The organism is Paenarthrobacter nicotinovorans (assembly GCF_021919345.1).
Classification (GTDB): Bacteria; Actinomycetota; Actinomycetes; order Actinomycetales; family Micrococcaceae; genus Arthrobacter; species Arthrobacter nicotinovorans.
The window spans coordinates 68533-94833 of the sequence record NZ_CP089293.1; the positions used below are offsets into that span (position 1 = coordinate 68533).

The 26301-nt window shown below is 62.5% G+C and carries 27 protein-coding genes; 11 read left to right on the forward strand and 16 right to left on the reverse strand.

Annotation, left to right across the window (positions count from 1 at the left end; all coding sequences use genetic code 11):
- Positions 1-62 precede the first annotated feature (62 nt).
- On the forward strand, positions 63-872 hold the full coding sequence (locus JMY29_RS00345) for an HAD family hydrolase (protein ID WP_189076525.1): 810 nt from the start codon (positions 63-65) through the stop codon (positions 870-872).
- On the opposite strand, the gene JMY29_RS00350 is transcribed toward JMY29_RS00345, so the two are convergent.
- Together JMY29_RS00350 and JMY29_RS00355 are read right to left on the reverse strand one after the other, a co-directional pair.
- On the reverse strand, positions 869-1750 hold the full coding sequence (locus JMY29_RS00350) for a methyltransferase family protein (RefSeq protein WP_189076526.1): 882 nt from the start codon (positions 1748-1750) through the stop codon (positions 869-871). The two genes, JMY29_RS00345 and JMY29_RS00350, sit on opposite strands and share 4 nt — an antisense overlap.
- Before the next feature lie 53 nt (positions 1751-1803).
- Complete coding sequence (locus tag JMY29_RS00355; protein ID WP_189076488.1) at positions 1804-2670, reverse strand: NAD-dependent epimerase/dehydratase family protein; 867 nt, start codon at positions 2668-2670, stop codon at positions 1804-1806.
- A 133-nt stretch (positions 2671-2803) separates the two neighbouring features.
- Here JMY29_RS00355 and JMY29_RS00360 point away from each other — a divergent pair, with 133 nt between their 5' ends.
- Positions 2804-3052: a hypothetical protein gene (locus JMY29_RS00360; protein ID WP_039239057.1), complete on the forward strand. Its 249-nt coding sequence runs from the start codon at positions 2804-2806 to the stop codon at positions 3050-3052.
- Positions 3053-3132: 80 nt separating this feature from the next.
- Positions 3133-3912 carry a glycerophosphodiester phosphodiesterase gene (locus JMY29_RS00365; protein ID WP_189076489.1) on the forward strand — a complete coding sequence of 260 codons (780 nt, stop codon included), beginning with the start codon at positions 3133-3135 and terminating at the stop codon, positions 3910-3912.
- 15 nt (positions 3913-3927) lie between these two features.
- Here the strand turns inward: JMY29_RS00365 and JMY29_RS00370 are convergent, their stop codons facing one another.
- Entirely contained in the window at positions 3928-5751 is a 1824-nt protein-coding gene (locus tag JMY29_RS00370; protein ID WP_189076527.1) for a glycoside hydrolase family 2 protein, read from the reverse strand.
- Between the two features lie 73 nt (positions 5752-5824).
- Here JMY29_RS00370 and JMY29_RS00375 point away from each other — a divergent pair, with 73 nt between their 5' ends.
- A complete protein-coding gene (locus tag JMY29_RS00375; protein ID WP_189076490.1) occupies positions 5825-6787 on the forward strand; it encodes a D-2-hydroxyacid dehydrogenase family protein in 963 nt (320 codons plus the stop codon).
- Positions 6788-6892: 105 nt separating this feature from the next.
- On the forward strand, positions 6893-8035 hold the full coding sequence (locus tag JMY29_RS00380) for a glycerate kinase (protein ID WP_189076491.1): 1143 nt from the start codon (positions 6893-6895) through the stop codon (positions 8033-8035).
- Positions 8036-8050: 15 nt separating this feature from the next.
- On the opposite strand, the gene JMY29_RS00385 is transcribed toward JMY29_RS00380, so the two are convergent.
- Positions 8051-8293 carry a DUF2630 family protein gene (locus tag JMY29_RS00385; RefSeq protein ID WP_018778415.1) on the reverse strand — a complete coding sequence of 81 codons (243 nt, stop codon included), beginning with the start codon at positions 8291-8293 and terminating at the stop codon, positions 8051-8053.
- A 95-nt stretch (positions 8294-8388) separates the two neighbouring features.
- Between JMY29_RS00385 and JMY29_RS00390 the strand changes: the two genes are divergently transcribed.
- Positions 8389-8832 (forward strand): YdeI/OmpD-associated family protein, encoded by a 444-nt coding sequence (locus JMY29_RS00390; RefSeq protein ID WP_189076492.1) that lies wholly within the window; start codon positions 8389-8391, stop codon positions 8830-8832.
- A gap of 331 nt (positions 8833-9163) precedes the next feature.
- Here JMY29_RS00390 and JMY29_RS00395 read toward each other — a convergent pair whose 3' ends face one another.
- A complete protein-coding gene (locus JMY29_RS00395) occupies positions 9164-10285 on the reverse strand; it encodes a VanZ family protein (RefSeq protein ID WP_189076493.1) in 1122 nt (373 codons plus the stop codon).
- 336 nt (positions 10286-10621) lie between these two features.
- Positions 10622-11881 (reverse strand): MFS transporter, encoded by a 1260-nt coding sequence (locus tag JMY29_RS00400; protein WP_189076494.1) that lies wholly within the window; start codon positions 11879-11881, stop codon positions 10622-10624.
- Between the two features lie 55 nt (positions 11882-11936).
- Here JMY29_RS00400 and JMY29_RS00405 point away from each other — a divergent pair, with 55 nt between their 5' ends.
- Positions 11937-12890 (forward strand): ArsR/SmtB family transcription factor, encoded by a 954-nt coding sequence (locus tag JMY29_RS00405; protein ID WP_189076495.1) that lies wholly within the window; start codon positions 11937-11939, stop codon positions 12888-12890.
- Positions 12891-12940: 50 nt separating this feature from the next.
- Here JMY29_RS00405 and JMY29_RS00410 read toward each other — a convergent pair whose 3' ends face one another.
- From JMY29_RS00410 to JMY29_RS00420, 3 genes are all read right to left on the reverse strand, one after another.
- Entirely contained in the window at positions 12941-13492 is a 552-nt protein-coding gene (locus tag JMY29_RS00410) for a dihydrofolate reductase family protein (RefSeq protein ID WP_064722292.1), read from the reverse strand.
- A gap of 11 nt (positions 13493-13503) precedes the next feature.
- A complete protein-coding gene (locus tag JMY29_RS00415) occupies positions 13504-13839 on the reverse strand; it encodes a hypothetical protein (RefSeq protein WP_189076496.1) in 336 nt (111 codons plus the stop codon).
- A 673-nt stretch (positions 13840-14512) separates the two neighbouring features.
- Entirely contained in the window at positions 14513-15142 is a 630-nt protein-coding gene (locus JMY29_RS00420; RefSeq protein ID WP_189076528.1) for an FG-GAP repeat domain-containing protein, read from the reverse strand.
- A 474-nt stretch (positions 15143-15616) separates the two neighbouring features.
- Between JMY29_RS00420 and JMY29_RS00425 the strand changes: the two genes are divergently transcribed.
- Positions 15617-16393 (forward strand): hypothetical protein, encoded by a 777-nt coding sequence (locus tag JMY29_RS00425; RefSeq protein WP_189076497.1) that lies wholly within the window; start codon positions 15617-15619, stop codon positions 16391-16393.
- Positions 16394-16915: 522 nt separating this feature from the next.
- Positions 16916-17794: a VanW family protein gene (locus JMY29_RS00430; protein ID WP_189076498.1), complete on the forward strand. Its 879-nt coding sequence runs from the start codon at positions 16916-16918 to the stop codon at positions 17792-17794.
- Between the two features lie 117 nt (positions 17795-17911).
- On the opposite strand, the gene JMY29_RS00435 is transcribed toward JMY29_RS00430, so the two are convergent.
- Positions 17912-18979, reverse strand: coding sequence for a hypothetical protein (locus tag JMY29_RS00435; protein ID WP_189076499.1), 1068 nt, complete (start codon positions 18977-18979; stop codon positions 17912-17914).
- Positions 18980-19206: 227 nt separating this feature from the next.
- On the opposite strand from JMY29_RS00435, the gene JMY29_RS00440 reads away from it, so the two are divergent.
- A complete protein-coding gene (locus JMY29_RS00440; protein WP_229778658.1) occupies positions 19207-20043 on the forward strand; it encodes a hypothetical protein in 837 nt (278 codons plus the stop codon).
- A gap of 206 nt (positions 20044-20249) precedes the next feature.
- Entirely contained in the window at positions 20250-20477 is a 228-nt protein-coding gene (locus tag JMY29_RS00445) for an SOS response-associated peptidase family protein (RefSeq protein ID WP_229778659.1), read from the forward strand.
- A 392-nt stretch (positions 20478-20869) separates the two neighbouring features.
- On the opposite strand, the gene JMY29_RS00450 is transcribed toward JMY29_RS00445, so the two are convergent.
- The 6 genes from JMY29_RS00450 to JMY29_RS00475 all read right to left on the reverse strand — a co-directional run bounded on the left by JMY29_RS00450 (position 20870) and on the right by JMY29_RS00475 (position 26219).
- Positions 20870-22663: an alpha/beta fold hydrolase gene (locus JMY29_RS00450; protein WP_189076501.1), complete on the reverse strand. Its 1794-nt coding sequence runs from the start codon at positions 22661-22663 to the stop codon at positions 20870-20872.
- Positions 22660-22899, reverse strand: a complete 240-nt coding sequence (locus JMY29_RS00455; protein WP_189076502.1) for a hypothetical protein — start codon at positions 22897-22899, stop codon at positions 22660-22662. Before JMY29_RS00455 ends, JMY29_RS00450 begins: the two co-directional genes overlap by 4 nt.
- 147 nt (positions 22900-23046) lie before the next feature.
- Complete coding sequence (locus tag JMY29_RS00460; protein WP_018778399.1) at positions 23047-23613, reverse strand: type 1 glutamine amidotransferase domain-containing protein; 567 nt, start codon at positions 23611-23613, stop codon at positions 23047-23049.
- A 244-nt stretch (positions 23614-23857) separates the two neighbouring features.
- Complete coding sequence (locus JMY29_RS00465) at positions 23858-24655, reverse strand: ABC transporter permease (protein WP_189076503.1); 798 nt, start codon at positions 24653-24655, stop codon at positions 23858-23860.
- The gene (locus tag JMY29_RS00470) at positions 24652-25350 is read right to left on the reverse strand and encodes an ABC transporter ATP-binding protein (RefSeq protein ID WP_229778660.1); all 699 of its coding nucleotides are present in this window, start codon (positions 25348-25350) and stop codon (positions 24652-24654) included. Before JMY29_RS00470 ends, JMY29_RS00465 begins: the two co-directional genes overlap by 4 nt.
- 47 nt (positions 25351-25397) lie before the next feature.
- Entirely contained in the window at positions 25398-26219 is an 822-nt protein-coding gene (locus tag JMY29_RS00475; protein ID WP_189076504.1) for a hypothetical protein, read from the reverse strand.
- Between the last annotated feature and the right edge of the window lie 82 nt (positions 26220-26301).

A 26301-nucleotide genomic window follows, 5' to 3' on the forward strand; every position in this document is an offset into this window, starting at 1 on the left:
CTGGAAATGTGGAGGCTTTCCGGTGCGCAGCCGCCTGTTTCGCTCCAACGTAGACTGGCATGATGCGGCTCGTAGCAAGCGATATAGACGGCACCATCCTCGGTCACGACGGAAAAATCAGTGACCGGACCATCAAGGCATTCCAGGCATGCCGCGATGCCGGAGTGGAACTCGTCTTCGTCACGGGCCGTCCGCCGCGCTGGCTGTACCCCCTCCAGGAGCAGCTCGGGCACAGCGGAATCGTGATCTGTTCCAACGGCGCCGTGGTGTGGGACTTGGAATCGGAGAAGGCACTTTCTTCGTCCGCTCTGGAAGCGGTGTCGGTGTTTGAGGCCCGCCGGATCATCAAGTCCATCCGCCCTGACGCCCTGTTCGCTGTGGAGACGCTCACCGGCTTCCAGCTGGAACCGGGGTTCATCGAAAACGAAACCAGCGAACTGCTTGCCGAGTTCACCCCAAAACCGCTGGACCAGACGCTCACGGCGGATGACGCCGTCGTAAAGTTTCTTGCCATTACCCGCAAGGGGACGCCGGACGAGTTCCTGGCCGAGGTGCAGCCGGCTGTCGCGCACCTCGTGTCCACAACGCACTCAGCTCCCCGGACTGCGATGCTGGAAATGTCCGTGCCGGGGATCAACAAGGCAGTCACGCTGGCCAAGTACGCAGAGTCCCTGGGGATCGAAGCCGCCGATGTTGTGGCGTTCGGGGACATGCCCAATGACATCGAGATGCTCCGCTGGGCCGGCCACGGTTACGCCATGGCCAGCGGGCACCCCGAAGCGATCCTCGCTGCCGGCCGGCAGGCGCCGCATTTCGACGACGACGGCGTGGCCCAGGTTCTTGAGGCGAAACTGACGGAGCAGCGGGTCTAGTTCAGCCCGAAGTTCCGCCCGAAGCGGGGAAGCCAACAGCTCACTGACGAACGGTAGCGGCGGAATTCGGCTCCAAAGCGGTTTTCGAGGTCTGCTTCCTCCAGCGGCCGAACGGCGTAGTTCCAGACCAACGAGCCGATCATCGCGTAGGCGACCACGAGCCAGGACCCCAGGAGGAGGCCCACCCCGATGCCCTGGGCGATGCCCGCAACGGCCATCGGATTGCGGACCCAGCGATACGGCCCGGCGATGACGAGGCGGTTGGGCATGGCCGACGGCAGCGGGGTGCCGCGGCCCTTGGATGACATGGTTACAGCGGACGAGATGCCGAGAATGCTCGCCAGCACCAGGACCACGGCGCCTGCGATGACGGCAAACTGCGGGACAGGCAGGGACACCAGCCATCGACCTTCCAACCATGAGATGACCAGCGGGACTGCGACAAGGAAGAAGCCCCAGAACAGGATCATTTGCGCGATGGTCGCGCTCACGTGGGCCGTTGCAGGCCGGTTCGAAGCGGCGGAGCGGAACGCGAACGGGCCGCGGATGATCCAGTCCGTGGGAACCCGCCCCAGCAGGACGAAGCAGAGCGCCAGGCCTGAGCAGGCGGTAGCGGCAATCATCATCAGGACGCCCAGGCCCGCTTCCGTAGTGAATGTGGCGTAGACAGCCAGCGCGGTTGCCACCAAAGCAGTCCAGCCCGTGGCCACCACGGCCGCCCACCGGATGCCACAAGCTGCGAGGGCCGAACAGAGCACGAACAGCGGAATGTCGAGGGCGGCCACAGCGACGGGGTCAAGGGTGCCCAGGGTGGCTGCACGCACCGGGGGTGCCAGGAAAACCAGGGTCCACCAAGCCAGCCCGGCAACCGCCTGCATTGCGAAGTAGACCCGCCCCCATCCCTGCTGTCCTGTGGCACGCAGCACGGGCTTCACGGGTGGCGTACGCCCTCGCCGGAAAGCAACGCGCGGTAGCCCTCTTTGTAGCTCGGGAAAGTGAACTCGAAACCCGTCGCCCGGAGCCGTTTGTTGGAGCAGCGCTTATCGCCGGGGCCGGCGTCGGGCGGGCCCTCAGGTGCCGCCGTCGAGGGTTCAGGGCACTGCAGCTCGGACGCGAGGAACCGCATGACGTCGCCCATTTCGGCGGCGTGATCGTCAACGCCCACGTAAACCTCGTCCGGGGCAGCTCCCATGGTGGTCAGGTGGACGATCATGGCGGCGGCGTCGTCCCTGTGGACGCGGTTGGTGTGCCGGGGTTGGGCGGGGATGACGGCCTTGCCGCTCCGGACCTGGTCGATCAGCCGGGTGCGTCCCGGGCCGTAGATCCCGCCGAGCCGGAGGGAGATTGGCCGCGTGCCCGTTCCGCGTGTCCGGGCGAACAGCAGTTCCTCCGCTTCCAGCAGGACCTTGCCGCTGAACCGCGTGGGTTCCGTGGGTGTGGACTCGTCCACGACAGCTCCACCGGAATCCTTGTACACAGCGGTGGAGGAGACGAAGAGGATCCGCCGCGGTTCAATGGATTGCCGTTCCAGCGCATCCAGGACGTTCTTCACGCCGTTCAGGTAGGCCGCGCGATAGGCCTCTTCTGTGGAGGCGTCGGCTGCGACGGCCACCACCACAATGTCCACGTCGGCCGGCAACTCCGGGAGCTCCACGGAAAGGTCCGCGTAGACGCCACGGATCTGCGGAGGCAGCTTCCCGGGGGAGCGCCGCAAGCCCACAACCTCGTGGCCCGCCGCAGCGAAGCGAAGTCCGGCTTCGGTTCCAAGGTCGCCGCATCCGGCAATCAACACAGTCATGTCCCTAGTCTTGCAGTTTCAGGCTGTCACCGACTTCCCAGCCTCCATACAACCGGCGTTCACCTTGCGCCCGTAGGCTTCCAGCCACGGACCCGTTCGCATCGTGTCTACCAGTCGAACTGCAGGGGGAATCATGGCCAAGCGCAGGATCAACGATTTCAACACGGCGCCGCTGCGGCGCGTCGAACCGGATCACCACTGGCGCTCCTTGCGCCAGGGCGACCGTGTCAGCGTCACGCTCACGCCCGGGTATGAGTCGGCGGGAGTGATTGACGCCGTCACCGGCGATGCCACCGCCGTGTGGGTAGAGCTCGACGGCGGCCGCGGCAGGACGCTGGTTCACGTCAGCGACGGCGTGGCGATAGTTCCGCACGAAGCCTGACGCGCCAAGCCCGACGCGCGGCGCGTGACCCACGCGCCTGACACGCGCCGTCGGGAGAGCCGTTCGGCTACGCTACGGGTGTGACGCTGCCCTATTTCCTCCGCAAGGACGGTTCGCTGGGACCTTTGGCCTTCGCGCACCGCGGTTTCTCGTTGGATGGCCTGGAGAACTCCATGGCGGCTTTCAAAGCCGCGGCGGAACTCGGCACCGTGCACCTGGAAACGGACGTCCACACCACGTCGGACGGCGTGCTGCTGGTCTTCCACGACTCCTCCTTGGACCGCGTGACCGATTCTGTCGGCAAGATCGCGGAGTTGACGGAAGCAGAGGTAGCCGGGGCACGAATCGGTGGTGTGGAACCTGTTCCGACCTTTGATGAGCTGGTGGCCGCGTTGCCGGATGCCCGGTTGAACCTGGATATCAAGGACTGGAATTCGGTGCGCCCGATGGCCGAGGCCATTGAGCGGCACGGGATCCATGATCGCGTACTGGTCACCAGCTTTTCCGACAGGCGCCGCAGGGCAGTCCTGGCCAAGCTGTCGAATCGCGTTGCTTCGTCGGCGGGCAGCTCCCTCACCGCTCTGTTTGTCCTCCTGGGCCCCGTGCTGCCGGCACCTTTGGCACGCAGGCTGCTTGCCGGCGTCGACGTTTTCCAGGTTCCCGTCCGCTACGGGCCGGTGCAGGTGGTGACGGCCGGGTTCCTGCGCCGCGCGCACCGCCTGGGCCGCCACGTGCATGTGTGGACCATCAACGAACCCGCCGAGATGGAGCGGCTCCTGGATCTTGGCGTGGACGGGATCGTGTCCGACCGCCTGGATCTGCTCAAGGAGGTCCTGGTCCGTCGAGGCCAGTGGGTCTAGCCAAACTCGGCGGGGTTAGTTCCGGGTTTCGATGGCTGCCGGCCGGACTTGCGCCGCCCGGATCCTCTCGAGGTCGAACTTGGGGCTGCGATCGAACGTGAAGATGCCGTTCTTCTCCTGGAAGACATCCGTCAGCTGCGTGTAGCAGTACCCAAACATGTCCGGATTATCCAGCAGGACGCCACAGAGTCCCTCGAAGCGGGCGTAGAACTCCTCTTCGCTGCTGACGCGCTGGCCGTAGCCCCAGGAACTTTCGACGTCGGTGCCTGCCGCCTCTGCTGCTTGGCGCGCTTCGGCCTCGTTCCACCAGATACCGCCGAATTCGGAGACGAAGTATGGCTGCCCGGCGTACGGCACCGAGTACTCCTCGCCGTCGTCCTTCCGGTTAATGTATGGCTTCCCGTCAGCAAGGCCCTGCTGTTCCATGCGGAAGCGGTCGGGATCTTGTTCGTAGGAGTGGGAATCGTAGATGTCCGTGTCCCGGATCCGGTGGGAGTAGCCTGATGCGTCGATCACGGGCCGTGTGGGGTCCGCGAGCTTGGTGGCCAGGAACATGGCCTGGGTGACGTCGTCCAGAACAGTGAGGCGGTCATGCAGCACTTGGTGGGTCTCGTTGAGGGGACACCAGCCGACGATGGACGGGTGGTTAAAGTCGCGCTGCAGGACTTCCAGCCACTGCGCCACAAAGCTGGCAGTCGGTTGTTGGTTGTGGCCGATGGTGCCGCCGCCCGACACGCCCCAGTCACCGAATTCGCCCCACACCAGATAGCCCAAACGGTCCGCGTGGTACAGGAAACGCTCTTCGAAAACCTTCTGGTGCAACCTGGCGCCGTTGAATCCCGCAGCCATGGACAGCTCGATGTCCTTGACCAAGGCGGCCTCATCGGGGGCGGTCATCAACGAGTCCGGCCAGTAGCCCTGGTCCAGGACCAGCCGCTGGAAAACCGCATTGCCATTGATGCGGACAACCTTGCCGTCCAAGGCAATCGAGCGGATGGCGGCATAACTGCTCACTCGATCCACCACCTCGCCGGCGCCGTCCCGCACGCTCACGTCAAGGTCGTAAAGGAACGGGTCCTCCGGCGACCAGGGGCGCATCGCTTCGGCTGGGACGGTGAGCCGGAGCGACGGCGTGAGGTCCAGGTCTGCCTTGGCTTCCGCCTCCATCCGCAGGTCTTCCTTATCGCTGAGGACCGCAGTGACTGTGTGCCCGCTCCGGTTCCGGCTGAGCGGGACCTCCACCGTGATGCTTGAATCGGCCAGGCTGGGGGTCATTCGGAGGCGCTTGATGTAAACCTCGGGCACGGCCTCCATCCACACCGTCTGCCAGATTCCGGTGGTGCGTGTGTACTGGCAATGCGTGTTGTTGTACCAGGTGGCCTGCTTGCCGCGTGCCTGCATCCCGTGCCGCGAGTCCCTGGCGCGGACAACGATAACGGCATCCGTCCCAGGCTCCGCGATGCCACCCAGATCGGCCGTGAACGGAGTGAAACCACCCCTGTGCCGCGCAACTTCGACGCCATTCACCCAGACTGTCGCGTCGTGGTCCACAGCGCCGAAGTGGAGGAGCACGTTGTGTCCGGACCATTCCGGGGGAATGCTCACGGTCCTGCGGTACCAGACGGCTTCCATGAAATCGACGTGCTCGATCCCGGAAAGGGCCGATTCCGGGGCGAACGGGACCAGAATCGAGCTGTTGAGTTCGCGGGTGGCGAGCCCGCGCTCCACGCCGGAGTCCCCGGCGTCGATCTCAAAACCCCAGGTGCCGTTGAGGTTCATCCACTTGTCGCGGACCAGTTGCGGCCGGGGGTGCTCGGGCTTGGGCATGGCGGAGGTCACATTTTGCGTCACACTCAAAAACCTAACGTGAGATGGTGGTCAGTACCACCAGCCGCTGCGGGAGGAGACAGCCGTGACGAAGTTCCGTTTAGCCATTCTTGACGACTACCAGCAGGTTTCCGGGGACTACGCGCCTTGGGATTCACTGCCCGACGACGGCGTGAAGGTCAGCGTTTTCAGCGCACCGTTCGTCTCGGAGGAGCAGGCCGTGGCCGCGTTGACGCCGTTCGACATCGTTGTCGCGATGCGTGAGCGGACCCGCTTTCCGCAAAGTGTCTTGGATTCCTTGCCCAATCTGAAGCTTCTGGTGACCACCGGCATGGCCAATGCCGCGATTGACATGGAGGCCGCATCCGAGCGGGGGATCGTGGTGTGCGGAACGGGTGGATCACCTGCCGCGGCGCCGGAGCTAACCTGGGCCCTGCTGCTCGCTTTCGCACGGAACTTGCCTGTGGAGGAGAACTCACTGCGGGCGGGGGAGTGGCAGACCGGCGTCGGATTTGAACTTGAAGGCAAGACGCTTGGCATTGTTGGCCTGGGGAAGATCGGCAAGCGCATGGCCGGGTACGCCAAGGCGTTCGGCATGGACGTCCTCGCGTGGAGCCAGAACCTCACCGCGGAGACCGCTGAGGCGGCAGGTGCCCGCTTGGTCAGTAAAGAGGAGTTGTTCAGTGAGTCGGACATCGTGACGCTGCACCTGCGGCTCTCCGAGCGAACCGAGGGCATTGTGGGTTCGGAGGAATTGCGCCTTCTGGGTCCCGACGGGGTCTTGGTCAATACCGCCCGGGGCCCCTTGGTTGACGAGGTTGCCCTGATCCGTGCCCTGGAGGAGGGCTGGATCCGGGGCGCCGCCCTTGATGTCTTCGAGGAGGAGCCCCTTCCCGCAGGGCACGCGCTCCTGCATTCCCGGCGGACTGTCCTCACGCCGCACATCGGGTACGTGACGCACGAGAGCTACCGGAAGTTCTACGGGGAGGCGTTTGAGGACGTCAAGGCCTGGTTGTCTGGTGACCCTGTGCGGGTGCTGGGCGGGTAGTCCCCTGGTGCGAGGGGAGGCGTGCGGCGGGAACTACTGCGACGCCGTCAACGCAACGTTACGTCCGGGCAAGCGCTTTCCCGGCAAAGCTGGCAAGATGGTCCCATGCGTATCCTCATTGCCCCGGACAAGTTCAAGGGATCCCTGACCGCCGCCGAAGCCGCGTCAGCCATGGCCGAGGGCGCGCTCCGCGTTTACCCGGATGCCGTGACCACGCAGTTCCCGGTAGCCGATGGCGGCGAAGGCACGCTGGATGCCGCCATTGCCGCGGGCTATGAGGAACGGAACAACGCCGTAGTTGGTCCCATCCTCAAGCCGGTCGGTGCCTCGTGGGGGATCCGGAAGGACTCCTTCGGCGGGGTGACTGCTGTGATCGAAACGGCCATGGCCTCAGGCCTGGCGCATATGGAGCCGACTCCGGAGAACTCCCTGCGCGCCCACAGCTACGGTTGCGGGCAACTGATCGCCGCCGCGCTGGATGCCGGGGCCACTGAGATCGTGCTCGGTGTGGGCGGCTCGGCAATGTCCGACGGCGGCAGCGGAGCCTTGCGTGCGCTGGGGCTCAAACCGCTCGATACGGCAGGAAATGTGGTCCCGCTGGGCGGCGGCCCACTCGCAGACGCAGTTGCCCTCGACGTCTCGGAGCTGGATCCCCGGTTGTCGGCCGTGAAGTTCCGCATCGCCGTCGACGTCCGGAACCCGCTGTACGGGCCGGATGGTGCCGCGCACGTTTTCGGTCCGCAAAAGGGTGCGGATGAGGACGCGGTGGAAAAGCTCGACGCCGGGCTCCGCAACTGGGCATCGCTCCTTCGGGAAACCACCGGCCGCGACGTGAACGTTCCGGGAGCTGGAGCGGCGGGCGGCTTCCCGGCGTCGTTCCTGGCGTTTACGGATGCTGCGCTGGAAGGTGGTTTCGCGCTGGTGGCCGGTCTCACCGGGCTCGCCTCGCACCTGAGCGAGGCCGATCTTGTGATTACCGGGGAGGGGTCCATGGATGAACAGTCCCTCACCGGAAAGGCGCCCATCGCACTGGCTGACGCGGCGAGCGTGCACGGCATTCCGGTGATCGCGGTGGCAGGCCGTATCACTGTGACCCCCGAGGATCTCGCGAAGCACGGGATCGTGGCTGCGGCGCAGTTGCTGGACGTCGCGCAGCGCAAGAACGGCGTTCCGGATGTTGCCGATGCAGTCGCCAACGCCGCCAAGTACTTGGCGTGGGCGACCAGCCAGGTTCTCGAGGGCGCCTAGGTTCGCCCGGCAGAACTACTGCCTGTAGCCCTCGACTTCGCTGATCGGGCGGGCCTCGGCGTCGTCCGGGTTCTCCCCGGCATGCTTCTTGGCCCGGCGCTGCCGCAGCAAGTCCCAGCACTGGTCCAGCTGGGCTTCCAGCTGGGAGAGACGCGCGCGGCTGTCGTCACCGTCGGTCTCCGATCCCGCCGAGTCGCGCAGATGATGCTCTTCTTCCACCAATGCCTGGATTCGTTCCAGAAGATCCTGCTCGTCCATGGTCCTGCTCCTTGGGTTGGCTGTTCCGGGCGTTATGTGAAACCTAGTACTACTGACCGGGTGCGTCTACTGGCGGCTGACGGCATACTTGGGTCATGCAATTCACAACCACCATCGTGGGCGATGGAAACAAGGCCGGCATAGAGGTTCCCGCCGATGTCGTTGATGCGCTGGGGGCTGGGAAGAAGCCGCCCGTGGTGGTGACCATCAACGGCCAAAGCTATCGAAGCAGCATCGCGGTGATGGGTGGAAAGTACATGGTGGGCGTGAGCGCGGCGAACCGCGCGCTTACCGGCGCTGCTGCCGGTGACACGGTGGAGGTCGGCCTGGAAGTCGACACCCAGCCGCGTGTAATGGAAGTCCCGGACGATCTCGCTGCAGCCCTGGATGCCGAACCCGAAGCGAAAGCCTTCTACGGGACGCTCAACTACAGTGCCCAGCGGCGTTATGTGGAACCGATCGGAGACGCCAGGACTGCTGAGACCCGCGCGCGACGTATCGCCAAAGTTGTCTCCGATCTGAAGGCCGGGAAAAAGTAGCCGGACGGTCCCGAAAGACGCTCCCGAAAAAAGATAAAAAGAAAGTGACCTGGACCATGACACGTTCCATCAGGTGGCGCCACTACTAAGTAGTGACAGGTTGCAGAGCGCATTCCGGATGTAGAACAGCAGCCACGGCCTATGAGGTGTTGAGACCCCCTCCTCGGCCGGTCACGGCGCAACGATCCATGCCGCCTTTTTGTCGGCGAGCTGGAGGTGCGCTCGTCCGCTTGCCCAAGTGGACAGTGTGGCCGGCCCGAAAGCAGACCCCCCCTCGAGCCGGCCACACGCACCTCGCGCACCAGCCGGCTGCCGAGGTGGCGTGCGGCCCCTAGGCGGGTCGAGGAGCTGGGCCAGCCACCCGGCGTCGTTCGATTTCACGCGAGTCAACCATCTCCGCACCCGTCAGGACGCCCGAAAGTCCCCGCGATTTTGTCAGGGGAACCGCCACGAAGGCGGCCAGGAGCAGCAGGCCGGAGAGCGGACCGAACGCCGTTGCCGGTATCAGGGCAGTCAGGAACGACAACACAACATAGAGTCCGCCGGTGGTGCTGGCCCGGAGCAACGCCCGACGGCGGGTGGCCGGCCAATGCGGTTGCAGCCACACGGCGCGCTGGCCGAGTGATGCGCCGGAACCCACAAGCGCCGGCAGGTAGAACACCAGGAACCCGGGAACGAGATGCATGAGGACGAGGGAGACGGCGTCGTCGGCTCCGGGAAGGTCCGCACCGATCGCGAGCAACCCCACCCTGTAAATCACAACGAAGCCGAAGCCAAGGAACGTTAGCGCCACGTAGTCGATGATCATCCCGAGCCAGCGCCGCCGGACAGTGACGGGGCGGCTCTGGCCACGGGCTGCGCGGAGGTCGCGTCGTTGCGGCATGAACCAGAGGACCAAAGGCGCAATCATGGCACCGATCAGGGCACCCAGGGTGTTGGTGATGAGATCGTCGACATCGGCAAGGCGGTAGGCACAGTCGTAAATGCCCCACAAACCAGTGAATTGAGTCGCTTCGATGAGGCCCGAGGCGAGGGCGCCCGTCAGCGTAGAGACGGCAATGTTCCACGACAAGTAGCGGCGCGCGATCACACCCCAAGGAACGAAAAGCACCACGTTGAACACAACCTGCAACATGGCACGGCTGGTCAGTGTCCCCGTGATCCCCAAGCCCGAGGTCTCACGATGGATATCGTCCAGGAATTGGAAGGGGACCGCCTGGAAGGTGCTGCCGCCCGGGCCGCATTTCAACAGGGTGGGGTCCGGCAGGGGTAGCAGCGTGTAAGCCACCAGAGCAACGCCGTAGATGCTGAGCCCCGCGGCACCCAGAAACCGGCGCCACGTGAACCGGCCGTACATCCTGTACTGGACGGCCACGATCGGCACCATGAACACCGCAAAGAGGGCCACTCCTCCCAACACGCCCACGTACGCCGGCCAGACCCATTCCCCCATGATTCCCCTTCACTCGTTCCTTCCATGGTTTCAGGGTGGGCGGCTCAATCCCTCCGTCTCCGTGGTGATGTTGCTCGCGGCGGTCTCGCCCTGGGGGCAGATTTTCGCGTAACGAATCAGTGCTTTTGTGCACCTTAGTAGAAAGGAACGTGGCTTAGGGGGACAGTCAATGGCGCAAAAGTCGTGCAGGAATGACCTGTGCTTGGAGGGGTGGATCTGGCCGCAAGTGGGCGAGTTTCCTGATGGGCAGTGTCCGGAATGCTCGGACGAGGAAACCCCGCCGGAACCCAGTGCGCAGCCCGCCGGTGGGCGGCGGCGGACCCTGCGCCCGCCCCGTTAGGCGAGTACCGCCGTCGTCGTGGCTTTCCGCGCTATCAGCGCTACGCCCGCCGCCGAGGCAACAAAGACCGCTCCCAGGATGGCCCAACCCAGCGTGCCGTGTTCGACGACGGTAGCGGTCACCACGAGAGGTGCGAGCATGGCCCCCAGGGAGGATCCCATGCCGAACATTCCCTGGTAAGCGCCGGCCTGGAGTGGATTGGCGAGCTCGAAGCTGAGTCCCCACGCCCCCGCTTGCGAAAGGATTTCCGCCAACGAGTGCAGGAGTGCGGCACCGCACAGGAGAGTGATGGCGGCGACCACCGGCACTCCGCCCGCCAGTGCGTAGAGCGCGCAAGCCGCGGCCATGAGCACCCCGCCGGTCAGCACGATCTTCCCGGCACGGGCAGGATGGTCCGTGCCGCGGGAGAGCGGCACCTGCAGCAGGACGACGCAAACAGTGTTGATGACCAGGACCACCGATATCAGCACATCCGGCGCGCTGGTGTCCTGGGAAATCCACAGCGGAACACCCATCTCGGCGAGTCCGAACTGCATGCCGAAAATACCGGACAGCACCGTCAACAGAACGTAGCGGCGATCCTTGAAGGGGGAGATGCCACGCTTCGGCGCAGGGTTGGCGGGGTCGTGTCGCGGCGCGTCGACGCGGCTGGGAAGGCGGCGGAGGTGCAGCGCGCTGAGGACATAGACGACGCCGGCACTGATCATCATCACGCGGAACGCGTCGGCCGTCCCGGCCAGCAACGCCAATCCGGCGATCATGCCACCCGTCGCGATGCCCAGGTTTGTGATGGTGCGGAGGACAGCGCGGGCGTTGACGCGGTTCGGGCCATCGAAGGCACGCGCGATGATCGCTGAGCGCGTGGCGTTCGCGGCGCGGTCCACGCCTACCGTAATGCAGGCAATCACGACGGCGGTGCCGAAGTTCCCGGCGAACGTATAGCTTGCGATAGCGAGACCTTCGACGGCGACCATCACCACCAGCAGTCGGCGCGCGGATAAGTGGTCCGCAAGGCGGCCGCCAATGTACGACGTCGCGACGCCGACCCCGCTGGAAACAGAGAGGATGACGGCGATTTCCACGGCGCTGAGTCCGACGAAGCGGCTGAAGTACAGAACCGTCAGGGTAAGGAAGATGCCGCGACCCACCGTCGAGACCAGAATGGCCGAAGCGAGGATCCTAAGGCTGGGTTCGGAAAGGGCGGCGCGGAGGCCGTGCCGGGGAGGGGTAATGGTGTCTGCCGGAGTTTTGGTCACCCCCTAGTTCTGTCACCCGCCGAGGATGGCCGGTAGTGATGTAGCGTTATGCTTCATGTTGAAGTACGTACTGTCCGGCGCCGACCTGGGCGGGGTGCGCTTCGGCATCTCGCCCATGTGTGAACTGGGGCTCTCCCTGAGGGCCATCCGTGATCCCAGCCAGTACCCTCTTCAGCTGCCGTGGTTGCGCCGCACGGAGGAAGCCCGTTCGCGCCTGGATCTGGATGGTCTGCTGGCGCTGGTTGACCACCGGCTCTGGACGCCGGACTTCCTGAATCCCAGGCCTGATTCGCCTCTCACCAGGATCGACGACGAGTTCGCGGCATTGGAGAAAATTTCAGCCGAGCAGTTCCACGGCGACCTGATCCGGGTGCATGGCGAAGTGCCCGCAGTCTTTGCCGGACCCGTTGGCCCGGCGATCCGGCGCCTCGTGCAAATCCTCAAGGACTTTTGGGAAACGTGCTTCGCACCGCACTGGCTGCGCATGCGCACCATCCTGGAAGCAGACATCGTCTACCGCGGCAGGCAACTCGCCCATGGCGGGCTGTTCACAATGCTCAACGACTTGTCCGGTGCCGTGGAATTCGACGGCCGGGTCATCTCCGTGCGGTTGAAGAACCCTGCGTCACGGACCGAGAAGACTGATGGCCTGGGGCTGACTCTCGTACCCACCATGTTCACCCGCAGGGCCTCTGCTCCCGTGAACCACGGTGACCCGCCGATGCTGATGTACCCGGCCCGCGGTCAAGGAGCCATGTGGGAAGCGGAGCAAGTGAGAAGCCCTGACGCTGTGGTGGCGGTGCCCGGCGAGGCCCGAACCAGCCTGTTGACGGCGCTCGCTGCGCCTGCCTCATCCACCGAGCTTGGAGTGCGCTTTGGCGTGACCACGTCCGCGGTCAATCAGCATCTCAGGGTGCTCCGGAATGCCGGGCTCGTGACTTCCACGCGCTACGGCCACAGTGTGCTCTACTTCCGGAGCGAGCTGGGCGCGGCGTTGCTGCTGGGGTGAGCGCTGAGGCGGGTCGACGACGGCAGCCGGCTGCCGCCGTCGAGCGTTCTCTAGTCCTTGCGCAGGCTGTAGGTGCTCACAACGTTGCCTTTACTGGTGCCGTACTGGTCCTCCAGGACGAGCCGGTTTTGGGGATCGCCGTCCTCGAAGAGGCGGCGGCCGCTGCCCGCCACCACCGGGTGCGTCATCAGGGTCAGCTCGTCCAGCAGGCCCGCAAACAGGAGTTGGCGGACCACCGAGATGCTGCCGCATACGGCGATCTCTCCGCCGTCGCGGTTCTTGAGATCGGTGATGAAGTCCTCCAACGGACCGTTGATGAGGTGCGAGTTCTGCCACTCCAGCGGTTCGGTCAGGGTCCGGGACGCCACGAATTTTTCGACAGGATTGATGAAGGCGGCGAAATCATCGTCCTGGGTGGCGTTTGGCCAGTATCCGGCCCACTCCTGGTAGCTGACCCGGCCCAGCACCACGGTATCCACGGTGTTGATCATCTTGGTCAGGCCCTTGCCGAGGTCCTCGTCGAAGCTGTCGAACTGGAACTTGAACGGATCCTGGACCACGCCATCCACGGAATGGAACAGTCCGGCGGTTACTTTTCGCATGCGTTCTCCTTTTAGGCTGCCCGGCTTGCTGTCTGGAGTTTCCGGGAGGGCAGGGCGGTCACATTGCCGACGTTGCCGGGCGCAGTGTTGAGGCGGACAGGCACCTCATGGAGTTCAGCGTAGATCCTCAGTTGGTCCAGCGCATCTGCGTCGATGGTCGCTTCCGAAAGGTCCATTTCCACGCCGAGTCCGCCGCCTAGGCCCTTTGTCCGCTGAACCAAGGGGTAAAGCCCCTGAAGGCTCGAGGTGGTGACGCGGCCCGTTGCTGCGATCTGGATCTGTTCGCCGTCTACGTCGACGCGAACAACTACGGAGAGCTTGTCGCTGGCCAATTTTCTGCCTTTCATCCTTGCTGCCACGCTGCAGCGCACCCCAGCGTATGTGCCAGGTGTGACCTGCGCAACATTACGACGGCGGGAGCTGGCACGGGTTTGATCCCCAGCCAGGCCGTTTGGCCGGGTCCCTGCGGGCCCGGAATGGGTGCGGGTTCGCTCGTGAGTCGGCGACCCAGCTGTCCCGGAAGTTGTCTTTGTGATAGCTGTTGGAAGGGGATGTTTTGGGACAACATGCGGGACGACAGTGTGTCGGGGACGCTGGACTGGGATTTCATCATTGCTGGACTGTGTCTGAATGAGTGCCCAAAGCCGTCTGCACAACATGCACGTTAGAGGATGCCTCCAAGGGATCGGCGCGGCATCACGCGACATCCGGCATGCTGCCCCGACTGAATCCGCGACTCGGAAGTGTCCCACCGAGTGTGTCCCAGTTCCAAGAAAATGGGACAGGAAACTGTGTAGCGTTTCGGCAGCTTCACCGGGCATTTTTGCGGGCGAGTCTTACATGACCGCATCTGACTACGCGCGTCGCATGGGCAACACTTTGATCGCGGACTGGATCGATGCCTGGACGCAGCGACATACAACGAGTTAGCCAGAACATGTACGGTGATGGATCCTCCACCGGACGTCTACATCCCATGGCCTCGGATCCGGAAATGGGCACCACGTCCGGCTAGGACAGTTATAGGATCTCCGTCATGATGTTCCAGCCGCTGCCCACTTTCCTCGATGTGGGCCATGCGGATCCACCGCTGCCCTCGTAAAGGTACAAGTCGCCGATGGAGTCCCGGGCTATGATGTCGTTTTTTCCGTCCCCCTTGAAGTCGCCGGGTCCAACAAGGGAGTTCATGGCGTTCCAGCCGGCGCCGGTCACGCTCTGTGGCAACCAGCCGCCGGTTCCGTTGCCGGGGTAGAGCCACAGGACACCGGAACTGTCGCGGCCCACGACATCAGCTGTGCCGTCACTATTGAAATCACCGACACCGATGGCCTCCGACCCGAAGAACCAGCCATATCCCGCCCACGCTGAGTTCAGCCAACCGCCCTTTCGATCACCGCGCTCTATCCACATCCCGCCACGGTTGGAGACGGCTACGTCAACGAATCCGTCGCCTTGGAAGTCGCCGATCCCTAGGCTATTAGTCTGGTTATTCCAGCCGGCGGATACCTGCACACGTGGCATCCATCCCGCCGAGCCATTTCCGGGGTAAAGCCACAGGTCGCCGGCGCCATCACGGGCCAGAATGTCAGCCTTGCGGTCCCCATTAAAGTCGTTCTTGACGACGTCCGACGCGGAAGTTGACGGAGCCAGATCCCGGTTCGCGCTGGCTGCGGCAGGCGCCCCCCGGTTCCCCGATCAGCTCCACGAGGGTTTACGCCACGACCACTAATGCGTAGGGCCACATGGCCGGTAGAGCCAGCGCCATGGAACGAACCCAAACCTAAAGAGGGCTCCTCACAGTGGAGGTGTTCCCAACAGAACTGATTCAATTGCACGTCCGGCAGCAGCGAACCGACGCCATCAGACTGCTGGGGCCAAAAATATACGTCCTACCGGGGCCAATCTAAGTTGACACAATCATTTGGCGTTTCCTCGCCGCTGCTTCAGCGACGCGCTTTCGTCATTTCGGGGGATTGCATGAGTCGAAACTGATCTCCGGGCAGTTCTTCCTTGTCACGGGTTCTCTGCCGGAGGAGACTTGAGGCGACGGCCTTCCATCTCGGGCCGCCCGCGGGGCCACCCGGCTGCGGGGCCTCACAGCACCCTGTAGTGGCTGGTGGATCAATGAGCTCCATGACACCCCTCGAAAAGGCCGGTCAGCGGTTGCGCCATCTCTTGGCCTTGGTGATTGTCGCCCTGATTGGATGTCTTTGCGGGTGCGAGTATGAGCCCGATAACGTCGCCCTCCCGTCCACCAATTCTCCAACTTTGGAGGCCCGCACGGCCCCGCCACTGCCGGACGGAAACGACCCCCGCCCGTTCCCGCCGCTGCCGGAGAGTGGAGACATTGACGCCGGCACATACCTCGTCCCCGTCGCCGGCCATACGGAACCTTTCGAGATCACCGTCCCAGACGGCTGGTTTGCTCTCGACGGCGGAAGTGTGGGCAAGGACGACCCGGATCACCCAGCTGAATGGGCCGTCCACATAACTCTTTTGCCTGTCAACTATGTGGCGATGGACGCATGCAAGTGGAGGGGCGCCCTTTCCGATGACGGTCCGTCGGCCGAGGCCTTCGTTGACGCGATGGCGGCGCAGTCGTCAACGGCAAGCACCCCTCCCGTCAAGGTCACGGTGGGCAACTACTCAGGCTTCGAGTTCGACCACTTCGTCGAGGCCAACGTGGACATGAACGCCTGCGACGGCGGTGAATTATGCATTTACTCAAGACATACACAAGCCTGCTCACGCTGGTACTCCACCCGGGGCGAACGCGAAACCTACCGGGTGGTCGACCTGAACGGCAAGCGGGCTGTCGTCGCGGTGGGCCGTATCGACGAATCAATCAATCCGGAGCTGATGAGAGAGGCACGCGCCGTCTTCGACTCGATCGTGTTCTAGTCCTACAAGTGACCAGCTGATCCGATAAGCGATCCCGCCCGCGGGCGCCGGCTCCTTCTCTGAACCCCCTCCATGTCTTATAACCGAGGTGCCTCGAATCCCTAACGTTCCGAGACAAATCAATGGCGCGGATTGTGAACAGGAGTGCTGAACAAACGGGCACTTGTGCACAGGAGTACCGGCCAGTCACTGATCGCAACCCGTCTGCACAAACCCAAAAATTCAGCGGGATTTTGTGCAGTCGGCTTCTGAAAACGACAGATTCGGATGGGTGGGGGAGTGTTCCATTGCTGGTGTCCCACTTCTAAGGAACTGGGACGATCCCGGTCGGCACCTAAGGCACCTGCGCCGGCATCTGGTATCGCATGAACCTCAGGCGTTGGTTGGATGGCCCATGTTCCACTGGGTCAGGACGGACCGTTTCACCGATTACTCGATTTCTTCAAGCGTCTGGAAAGATAGCCTTGACGCCGGGCGTTCCGGTTTGGCTTGCCCTGGGTGGGCGTTTTTACCGGGGGAACCATGGCACGAAAACTCTTCTGCGAACTTTCGCCGATCACATACCGCATTTCTGTGCAGCGCATGATCCTGAACCGCAAATTGCGCGACCTGTTCTCTCCCACAGTCTTTGCGCGGCGCCAGCCGGAAGAGGTCCTTCCTGCGGTTGTCTACCGTCACAACTCACTGATCCGCCGCAAGCTGGGCAACGTGGACTTGCACCTCCAGGAAAATAAGGCGGTAAGTCTGGGGATCGCCGCGCCTCTGGTGAACTCTGTCGTCATTCGTCCCGGCGAGACCTTTTCGTTCTGGAAGCTGGTAGGGAGTTGCACTGAAGCCAAGGGATACCGCGAGGGCCTGGTCATCAACCATGGCCGAGCCGATTCCGGAATTGGTGGCGGCCTGTGTCAATTCACGAACCTTCTGCATTGGATGGTCTTGCACAGCGAGCTGACTGTGGTGGAGCATCACCACCACGGGGACCTGGACTTGTTTCCGGACTTCAATCGTCAGATCCCGTTTGGTTCGGGCACTTCGATCATCTACAACTACTTGGACTACCGGGTTCGCAATGACACGGACCAGGCTTTCCAATTCCTGGTAAGTACCAACGACGAATACCTGTGTGGTGAACTTCGCGCCGAGCACGTCCCGGATGTGAAATTCCACATCCGTGAAGAGGACGCCTACTTCTACGAGTCCGGGAATAAGGTTTACCGCCATAACCGGGTGATGAGGCTGACCCGGGACAAACGGACAGGTCTTGTGACCTCGAAGCAACAGATCATCGAGAACAACGCCTTGGTCGTTTACGACCGTTCCCTCATCAACGCCCCGGTGCTGCCAGCTCCGCTTCCTCCTGTTCCCATGCAGGACGACCGAGTGGCTCCAGCTCCCGCCTAAGCGGCCTACCAGGTCGGTGAACCCGACAGCGTCTCTCTTTTACGTCAACGGAGTCCCAGCTGCCGCGTTCCGTATCCAAGGAAGTGGGACACGTTGCTCTTGTCGCCTACTCCAGCATCAACACACAGGCTGCAGAGGCACCTCACCCAGACGAATACCGGTTGCGTCCGTGAACTCCACTCGTACAAGGACGCAGCCGGGTGCGTACACCTGGCGTGTGAAGGAGTTCTTTGCCTCGGGTGTTGCTTGCACATCTCCAGTGATATCCGGCGATGTGAAGCTAACTGAAGGGAGGCCCTCAGCAGGGCCTCGTTCGATGTACTTCGTGACCGTTGTTCCGCTGAGTTGGTTGCTGACGTGGACCCAGCTCGTTTCGCATCCAGGAGAGTGCAGTACGGTCACTAACGCGAACGGGGAAGGCTCTGAGGCCCTGGCAATGGGGATACTCTTCAGCGTTATGGCATCTACGGAGCAACCAGCTTGTGGGTAGGTGCCGTCCAAACGGGTTTGTACGGGTGGGGGAACCGAACGACTCCCGATCCCAAGCTGAGGTCCGAAGAACTGCAGGGCAAATGTCGCCACAGCCACAAGTAGGGCACCTACGGTGGCTATTGCTGCAATGGTGCCTAATGAGAAATGTCCTCGGAGAAAGCCCACGGCGTCTCGACCTCGGCCAGGCTGGATCTTGACGTCAATGAGGTTCCGGTCATTCCACGCCCACTTAGGTCGTCCGTCGAGCAGCACCGTTGTTTGGGCGGGGCGGCCTTTCTTTAACAGAGCAGGACCGAAAAGGACGTTATCGCCTTCGGCCCGGAACAACCCAGCCGGGTTTACTCTACCCAGATCGGCTTCAGGATCGTCACTCAGCAGAGCGATAATAGGCGCGCCACATTCGAGGATGAGTGGTTTTCCGGCATCAAATCTGCTGCTCTGGATATCCGCTCGTCCAGTTGATTCAAGAGTGACAATCAGCACGTAGGGGTTCTGCACAACGTTGCCGGAGTGTTGGACCACGAGCTTGTCCCAACCGCTGCCTTGCCCGAGCTTGTTTACTATTGGGGCGGCCCTGACGTCTGCGGATATCCGTGATTTGGGGTTGCTGCGCCTGTACTGCAGTGCCGTAATTACTGCCCCAACGAGTGTCACGACACCAGCGACTAGTGCGATCAGGTCCGAATTGCTCATGTGCAAATAAAACCATGGCACCTGAACGCCGATGGAACCGCCGGACCGATGCTTGCCAACTTAGTAACGGTGAGGTCGTTGCCGACGAACGTCCCAAAGTGCGCACAAGCGTCCTTTGCACGCATCAATGAGTGCCGCCCAACGAGGGTGGCTCCCAAGCCAGACAAAACGGGATAGCCTTTGCGCTCATGAGAACATGTGTCTTCTGCGGTGGGTTTCCTTTGACGGTGGAACACGTCTTTCCCCAGTGGTTACGGCAATTTGCCGCTCCTCAGGCCTTCATCCAACGCAAGGGCTCCTACCAGGCTCCTTTCCGTCAGACGGTCGTGAGGAAGAACTCTCAAGGAACCTATGTCAAGGTCAATGAAGCTCGGGGTACGAGGACGCCGAACGTCCACGAGGTAAAAGTAAAGAGCGTCTGCGCTGCTTGCAACAACGGCTGGATGTCGAGACTGGAGACTTCAGTCAAACCGATCCTAAGAAAGATGGCCAAGAAGACACCTCCCATGCCGCACTTGGTGTCCCCTGAAGGAAAGCTTTATCTGGCGGCGTGGGTATATAAGTGCCTTCTTATGTATGACCAGTACCTTCCTGTCGAGGACAGGGTCTTCGTGGACGAAGATTTCACTTCCTTCATGAAGACCCGCCGGCCACCTTCGTCCGCACGCATCTATATGGGGATTACAAACTCCCCATGGTCCACCGTTTCAATCTGGCACCAACCCCATCGTTTGGTCTTGGACGCAGGCACGGACGCCCAAGCGGCACTGGCCCAACCAAACAACACAGCGAGTTCTTTCCTTGGAATAGAGGGCATCTATTTCATCCAGCAGTACTTCAAACCAGATCTTCCCTGGAATGCCGATAACCGCTATATCTGGCTTGACGCACAACGAGGAGTCGATGCCACTCCCGCAAAGCTGATCTGGCCAGCGGACAACAAGCCTCTCAATTGGCCACCTCCCTTGACCCCATTCCTGAAAACGGAGGCTGCCAGACTAGCCCTCTACCAAGTGATTGGATCCCTGCGTGACCTCGCGGATTGGGAAAAGCCGCTCGAATGAGCGCCACGGCAAGAGAAGAATCAGCGAGGTAATGATTGAGTATGGGTACCAACGCGGGACACCACACCTCAGGACAGCGACCGCGAGCTCCGTCATGGGAGGGGGAGCTGCGCGAGGTCCTCAAGAAGTACCCGGGCGCCGGCCCGCGGCTGGCCACGCTTTGAAGGTTTTGTGGGCAGAATGGGCTCATTTGCGGCAGATACGTGATGTCCAAAGCAACGAGCGATCTTCTGAGCCATTTCGAGGCCAAGGAGGTTGAAGGCAACCCTCCTGGGCCGAGCTGGAACGTCGCCCCGACCCAGATTGTGCCAATCGTGGCCGAACGACTGGACGAGGGAGCCCTTGACCGGCGGCTGTTGATCGCAAAGTGCGGCCTGGTCCCGTCCTGGGCCAAGGATGCGAAGATCGGCTCCAAACTTCTCTGCACTAACTGACCCCATCAGCTGCTGGGCAGCGTCCCACTCTTGGCTGTTCCACTTCCAAGGAAGTGGGACAGCGTCCTTCGGTTCCTAAGTGCCACCAGCCTGTGGACCGACGGTGCTCCATTTTGTTGTGGCTTTGGCGGTTGACATCCGGCGTTTGGGTTGCGGTGTTCGTTTACTCGCCCGTTTGAGAGTTAGTGGCTGTTCGGTTGCGGGTCCAGTCCGGAGGCCCACACTCGTCCGTTGATGGCCAGTTCACGCAAGTCAACATCACCCCAGCATCCCCTGAACTGGCTTTGAAATATGTAGCCAGTTTGAACCTCTGGCTACCTTTCAGGTCAGAGCTCGTTGGTGGATCTCAATCGGCATGTGTATTTCTAAACAGCTGGACCCGGGTGCCCTGTTCACCCGACGGATTGCGTGATGAGTGTGACGAGTGGATCTATATGAGTCAGCTGCGGATGGTGCCCTGCGCCCGGCATCGAGACGAGCTCAACGTTCGGAAGTGATTCGAGCTGCCCAACCATGCCCGGGGCGATTGGGTCCTCGCTTCCCGTAATGATGCGGACCGGGCCGGTGAATCGCCCCAGGGCCTCCTGGAGTTCGCTACGCCACTGTTTCGATCCTGCAAGGGCGAGTTGCCTGGCCACCTTCTTGGCGCTGCTTCGTTTGATGTCACTGAGGCTGGACTGGAGAGCAGCCGCGTTCGCTTCTGATCCGGTCAGTTGGCGTGACAGCCGCGCCGGATTGGTGTGTCGCAGGTAGGTGGATACGAGCGGCCGAAGCCCGGCTGGGACGCCCGTTGGGGTTTGGAGGAAGAACGGTGCGACCATTGTCAGGGACTTGACCCGCTCCGGGAACCGGTCCGCCGCGACCACTGCCGCAGCCGCGCCGATGGAATGGCCGATGAGGTCAGCAGGTTCACCGCCCAGCACATCGGGAAGCCACCGCTCCCAGTCCTGAATGCCTGTTCCTCCGCTGAGGCCGAGTCCGGGAAGGTCGACGACGCGCGCGCCGACACCCGAAGCGACGCCGGCCCATGTGTCTGCGTTGACCGGCAAGCCGGGAAGGACCACCCGGCTGGATCCGGCTACTCCGAGCTCGAATGTCCTTACACCGCCGGCGTCGACGAATCGGCGGCCGTCAGCCAAGGCGTCGCCAAACCGGGGTGCGGCCAAGTAGTCGGCCCACCGTTCCAGGGACACCAGTACGTCCGGCATCTGTATCCCGTGTCTGTTTGCGAACTCGATGGCTGACTCTGTCGGATAGCGGTCGGCGGACATGAAGGAAAGTGTCTCGGGATCCGCCCTGGTGATCCGCTGCGGGAGTCGCTTGATGACGCCGACCGGCATCCGTACCCGCGGAACCTTGACTCCGAGGTGCCGCCCGACGTGGGTGAGCAGGTCAGCCAGCGGCGGGGTAGCGTCGTCGAGAACCCAATAAGCCTTGCCCGCAGCAGTGGGATCGACCGCTGCTGCCGTCATGAAGGCAGCCAAGTAGTCGACCGTGACGACCGGGAGGAACGTCGATCCGTTTCCGGGCAGTGCGGCTACGGCTCCCTCCCAGATTTGCGCGATGGTGGTAGCCAGGCCGATGAGCTGGTCGGACTCCCCGGTCACGCTGTCGCCGATCAGGCTGGACGGATTGACGATCGTCCAGGGGACTCCGTGCTCCAAGGCACGTGCTTGGAAGATGGCGTCGGATTCCACTTTCGAAGCCTCGTAGGCGCCAAGTTCCTTGTAAACCGCGATGCGGTGGTCATCTGACCACGGGACAGTGGCGGGGTCCTGTCCGCCCACCCGGTAGCCCGACACGTGGACGACGCGCTGCAGGTTGGGGAGGTCCTTTGCGAAGTCGATCAGTTTCTCGACGATGCCAACATTTGCGCTGCGTGCCTCCTGGGCGGTCATCCCGAATCGGTAGGTCCCGGCGCAGTTGTGGATCTCGGTGATGAACGGCAATGTCGATGGTCCACCCGCGACGATCCCGGGAGCATCGAAGTCGACGATCGTCGTCCTGATGCTGCGTTCCAGGCCATGCTCCCTGACCCATCGCTCCACACGCGCTCCGGACTCGGCGGTCCGGACTGCCGCTGTCACGTTCGCGCCAGCCTTTGCAAGGGTCAGGACGAGGTGCCGGCCGACCATTCCCGAGGCCCCGAAGACCAGGGCGTTGCGGGAGCCTGCGTGGGGTGTCATCGCTTCCTCCCGGCGGTCTGGCAACGCTGGTTGACAAGCTCCACTACCGCACCAGCAGCCGCAGCAAGGGGTTGGGTGCTCTGCGTGGTGCGAGAGGCTATGGTCGCAGTCTCCGCCGACGGCACAAGAACGGCCGCCGGCGGCCGCGCGTCTTCGGCGTCAACACCGCTGGTCTGGACGGGCTGGAGCAGGGGCTGTGCGAGCCGTTCTCTTGTCAGGGTTCCTTTGGATGGCATGAAGAAATAATAGACCAGTCTATATATTTTGCAAATCACTCAAGTGCCCGGACGAACGAGCCTGCCTGGCCGTTAAACGCAAGTGCCGCCGTCGTACTTCTTGTGAAAGTACGACGGCGGCACTCGCCTTAAGGACGCTGGTGGCCGCTAAGCTGTCTGGCCGGCGTGCTGGCCTTCCGAAATCTCTTCAACAACCTTGGCGTTGAAGGCGGGGAGGTCGTCCGGGTTGCGGCTGGTGACCAGTCCCTGGTCGCACACCACTTCTTCATCGCTCCAGTTGGCGCCCGCGTTCTTCAGGTCCGTCTGGAGCGTGTGGTACGAGGTGACGTTGCGGCCTTTGATCACTCCGGCTTCGATGAGGATCCACGGTCCGTGGCAGATCGATGCCACTGGCTTGTGCTGCTCAAAGAAGGAGCGCGTGAAGTTCTGGGCGTCCTTGTCCACGCGGAGGTTGTCCGCGTTGACGACACCGCCCGGGAGAACCAGGGCGTCGAAGTCGGAGGCGTTGGCGTCCGCAACTGCGAGATCGACGTCGAAGGTGTCGCCCTTGTCCACGCCGTTGAAACCCTGGAGCTTGCCCTTGTCGAGGGCTACCAGGGTGGGCTCGCCTCCGGCGTCCTTGATGGCCTGCCACGGGCTGGTGAGTTCCACCTGCTCCACGCCGTCCGTCAAAAGGAATGCGACCTTCTTGCCTGCGATGTTGTGTTCTGACATTGTTCCTCCTCTTGTTCGGCTGCTTTTTGGGCATGTGCCGGTGCTGCGAGAGTTGTTTGTCTGACCTGAACCAGCCTAGGGAAGGATGCTTTAGTAAGCAAGCTGACTATTTCGATGGGGTTGGTGAACATACGCCTAACCGGACATATTCAGTCGCAGCGAAAACCGGACTCGTACGTCGCTAAGCCAAGCCCGACGGCGGTCCCCGCCTCAGTCTGAGGTGAGGGCCGCCGTCGTGGTTCAGCTATCCGCGGGCGTCCCGCGTGCTGAACTTGAACCCTGCAAAACCCACGAGGCCGGCTGTCCAGGTGAAGGTTACTATCGCAGCGGTGAGAGCACCCAGGTCCGCGGCCGGGTATGACCCCGTCACCAAGCCGGGATCAAACAGCAGGACCCCGGCCACTGTGGGCAGGTAGGCAAAAGCCGGAGTCAGCAAGAGCAACATCAACGACAGTTGCGACACTACAATCAGCGCAAACAGCGGTATCAGCGTCTGCTTGAGCAAGATTGCCAGCGCGAACCCAATGAGGGCTATGGCATCCCAGAAAGCGATGGCACCAACCCAGCGGAGAACGAGGCTTGCCGGAATGGTTCCGTTGACGACGGAAAGTTCGCCGAGACCGGATTGGGACAGCAGGCTCAGCAGCGGGATGGTCACCAGACCCAGCAGCGTGACAAACACGGTCAACGCAGTGCATTTTGCCACGTAGAGGCGCTCGCGGTTCGGCGCGGCCACCAGGCTTGTCCGCAGTTGGCCCGACACGTACTCACTCGATGCGGAAATGACGCCGATAACGATGATTCCAATCAGTCCCAGCGCAACCCAGTCAAAGCCCACGGTCTCCGGACTCGCCCCTGGGGCCAGGCCGGGGTCATTCGTTCGGAGCGCTTCCCCCACCGGACCCGCCTGGGACCACCCGACGAGCACGACGATGAGCCACGTCAGGGCGGCAGTGATCCACACGGACCTTAACGTGACGAGCTTGGTGAGTTCGGCGCGGAACAGACTGGGCGTTCGGGCTGTGTCGACGAGTGTAGTCATGCGGCGCTTCCCTTAGCTGCGTTGCCGGTCCAGTCAAAGTAGGCGGCTTCCAAGTCATGGTGACCGGCTACCAGATCAACGACGTTTCCGGACTGGACGATGCGGCCGCCGGAAATGACGACGATATGGTCAGCTACGTGCTGGACCTCGCTAATGAGATGGCTGGAGATAAGGACAGTCTTGCCGTTGGACGCGAGGGTTCTCAGAAGCCCCCGGATCCAGCGGATACCTTCGGGATCCAAGCCGTTGGTCGGCTCATCGAGAACGATAATGCGTGGATCGCCGAGGAGGGCCGCGGCGATCCCCAGCCGTTGACCCATCCCCAGTGAGTACGCTCCCACGCGTTTCCGGGCGGCGTCCGAAAGTCCGACGAGCTCCAGGACTTCACCGATCCTCGAATGCGGGATGCCATTGGACTGAGCCAGCCAAGTGAGATGGGCCTTGGCTGTGCGACCCTTGTGGGCTCCTGAGCCATCGAACTGAGCTCCAACGGTCCAGAGGGGAGCGATGAGGTCCCGGTAAGGCTTTCCTTCGATGAGCGCGGACCCGCTGTCCGCCCGGTCGAGGCCGAGAAGCAGACGGAAAGTGGTCGACTTGCCAGCCCCGTTCGGGCCGAGAAAAGCGGTGACTTTCCCGGGCTCGGCCGTCAGTGAGACGTCGATAATTCCGTCCGACTGCCCGTATTTCTTGCTCAAATTCTTAATCTCGATCACTGTCTGATCTCCTCGGTAGTCGATGTCACTTAGCGGCGAACTGGTTGGCGGCGGAACAGAACAAGAGCAGCGACCAACGCTGCGACCACCCACACCACCAGGACCAATCCGCCCGTCGCAGGTCCCAAATCGCCCGGCGCGGAAGGTGGCAGTTGGTAGAGCTGGGCGCCCGCCTGATCCGGCAGGAACTTGGCCAGGGGGGTGATGTTCACCATGTAGGTGGAGACAATGAGGGCCATCGCCAAGACCGTGCCCATGGCCGCCAATCCGCTGCGAAGGACCACCGACAAGGCGTAGGTGAACAGGGCGATGAGTATCCAGTAAAGGGCCACGCCCCACAGGATTCCTGATGCCGCTTGTGGAGTTGCTGCTATCTGGCTTGTTTCGGTGGTGCAGTCGATGACCACGCAACGAATCCCTGCCGACCCGAACACGCTCAGGACAGCCGTGATGAATACGGCAGCGACAATCACGATCGCTTTGGCCGCCAACACGGCACTGCGCTGCGGGAGGCTGATCAAGGTGCTACGAAGCGAGCCGCTGTCCGACTCCTGGTGCATCGACCACGCAGCAAGAAGGATGACCCCTATTTGTCCATAGTGAAGGATGACCAGAAAGGCCGTACCTCCCTCAAGGCCAGCTGCCTCCTCCGGCCTCCCTGCCTTATGGGCAGCGTCGATCAGATTTGTCAGTATCCAGGAAAGAAGCACCGTGAGCAGCACCGTTCCCGCCATGGTGTTGAGGCAAAGACGCAGCGTCAGGAGTTTGGTGGTCTCGGCCCTGACGGCGCGGGCCATGGTGGTTCGTGGCCCCGGCCGCACGTCGAGGGTCGCTGTGGAAGATGCTGGCATGACTCAAGTCAATCCGGACCGGCATCGCTTGTCTGTCTGCAGGTGTTGACAGTCGTGGCACGTTCTTGCGCGGGGGGAAGAC

Excerpts from the sequence above, each read along its gene's own strand:
- JMY29_RS00475 (WP_189076504.1), bottom strand. The coding sequence starts at position 26,219 with ATGCCAGCATCTTCCACAGCGACCCTCGACGTGCGGCCGGGGCCACGA.
- JMY29_RS00430 (WP_189076498.1), top strand. The coding sequence starts at position 16,916 with ATGGCACGAAAACTCTTCTGCGAACTTTCGCCGATCACATACCGCATT.
- JMY29_RS00455 (WP_189076502.1), bottom strand. The coding sequence starts at position 22,899 with ATGCCATCCAAAGGAACCCTGACAAGAGAACGGCTCGCACAGCCCCTG.
- JMY29_RS00450 (WP_189076501.1), bottom strand. The coding sequence starts at position 22,663 with ATGACACCCCACGCAGGCTCCCGCAACGCCCTGGTCTTCGGGGCCTCG.
- JMY29_RS00380 (WP_189076491.1), top strand. The coding sequence starts at position 6,893 with ATGCGTATCCTCATTGCCCCGGACAAGTTCAAGGGATCCCTGACCGCC.
- JMY29_RS00350 (WP_189076526.1), bottom strand. The coding sequence starts at position 1,750 with ATGCAGGCGGTTGCCGGGCTGGCTTGGTGGACCCTGGTTTTCCTGGCA.
- JMY29_RS00445 (WP_229778659.1), top strand. The coding sequence starts at position 20,250 with ATGTCCAAAGCAACGAGCGATCTTCTGAGCCATTTCGAGGCCAAGGAG.
- JMY29_RS00460 (WP_018778399.1), bottom strand. The coding sequence starts at position 23,613 with ATGTCAGAACACAACATCGCAGGCAAGAAGGTCGCATTCCTTTTGACG.
- JMY29_RS00435 (WP_189076499.1), bottom strand. The coding sequence starts at position 18,979 with ATGAGCAATTCGGACCTGATCGCACTAGTCGCTGGTGTCGTGACACTC.
- JMY29_RS00405 (WP_189076495.1), top strand. The coding sequence starts at position 11,937 with ATGTTGAAGTACGTACTGTCCGGCGCCGACCTGGGCGGGGTGCGCTTC.
- JMY29_RS00360 (WP_039239057.1), top strand. The coding sequence starts at position 2,804 with ATGGCCAAGCGCAGGATCAACGATTTCAACACGGCGCCGCTGCGGCGC.
- JMY29_RS00395 (WP_189076493.1), bottom strand. The coding sequence starts at position 10,285 with ATGGGGGAATGGGTCTGGCCGGCGTACGTGGGCGTGTTGGGAGGAGTG.
- JMY29_RS00425 (WP_189076497.1), top strand. The coding sequence starts at position 15,617 with ATGAGCTCCATGACACCCCTCGAAAAGGCCGGTCAGCGGTTGCGCCAT.
- JMY29_RS00410 (WP_064722292.1), bottom strand. The coding sequence starts at position 13,492 with ATGCGAAAAGTAACCGCCGGACTGTTCCATTCCGTGGATGGCGTGGTC.
- JMY29_RS00345 (WP_189076525.1), top strand. The coding sequence starts at position 63 with ATGCGGCTCGTAGCAAGCGATATAGACGGCACCATCCTCGGTCACGAC.
- JMY29_RS00355 (WP_189076488.1), bottom strand. The coding sequence starts at position 2,670 with ATGACTGTGTTGATTGCCGGATGCGGCGACCTTGGAACCGAAGCCGGA.
- JMY29_RS00415 (WP_189076496.1), bottom strand. The coding sequence starts at position 13,839 with ATGAAAGGCAGAAAATTGGCCAGCGACAAGCTCTCCGTAGTTGTTCGC.
- JMY29_RS00465 (WP_189076503.1), bottom strand. The coding sequence starts at position 24,655 with ATGACTACACTCGTCGACACAGCCCGAACGCCCAGTCTGTTCCGCGCC.
- JMY29_RS00390 (WP_189076492.1), top strand. The coding sequence starts at position 8,389 with ATGCAATTCACAACCACCATCGTGGGCGATGGAAACAAGGCCGGCATA.
- JMY29_RS00385 (WP_018778415.1), bottom strand. The coding sequence starts at position 8,293 with ATGGACGAGCAGGATCTTCTGGAACGAATCCAGGCATTGGTGGAAGAA.